Below are 332 nucleotides of genomic sequence, written 5' to 3' on the forward strand. Positions count from 1 at the left end.
CCCCGCCGAGCGCCTGATGCCAGTGCGCTTCGCTGCCGGGTCTTTGGGCGATGGTCTGCCGCACACTGACCTGACGGTGACGGCGGATCATGGGATGCTTATCGATGGAGTCATCTGCCACGCCGGGGCGCTGGTGAACGGGGCGACGATCACACGGGTGCCCTTGGACGAGATGGGCGAGACTTACACCGTCTACCATATCGAGACGGAAGAGCACGAAATCATCCGTGCGAACGGCGCCCCCGCCGAGACCTTCATCGACAACGTCAGCCGCCGCAGCTTCGACAACTTCGCCGAGTTCGAAACCCTCTACGGCGACGTGCCGGAGATGG

1 protein-coding gene is annotated in these 332 nt (G+C 63.9%); it reads left to right on the top strand.

Annotated elements, in window-relative coordinates:
* Positions 1 to 16 precede the first annotated feature (16 nt).
* A partial coding sequence (locus BKY26_RS19565; RefSeq protein WP_227435107.1) for a Hint domain-containing protein occupies positions 17 to 332 on the top strand: 316 nt, incomplete at its 3' end.

It is taken from the genome of Nioella sediminis (assembly GCF_001879695.1).
Taxonomy (GTDB): domain Bacteria; phylum Pseudomonadota; class Alphaproteobacteria; order Rhodobacterales; family Rhodobacteraceae; genus Nioella; species Nioella sediminis.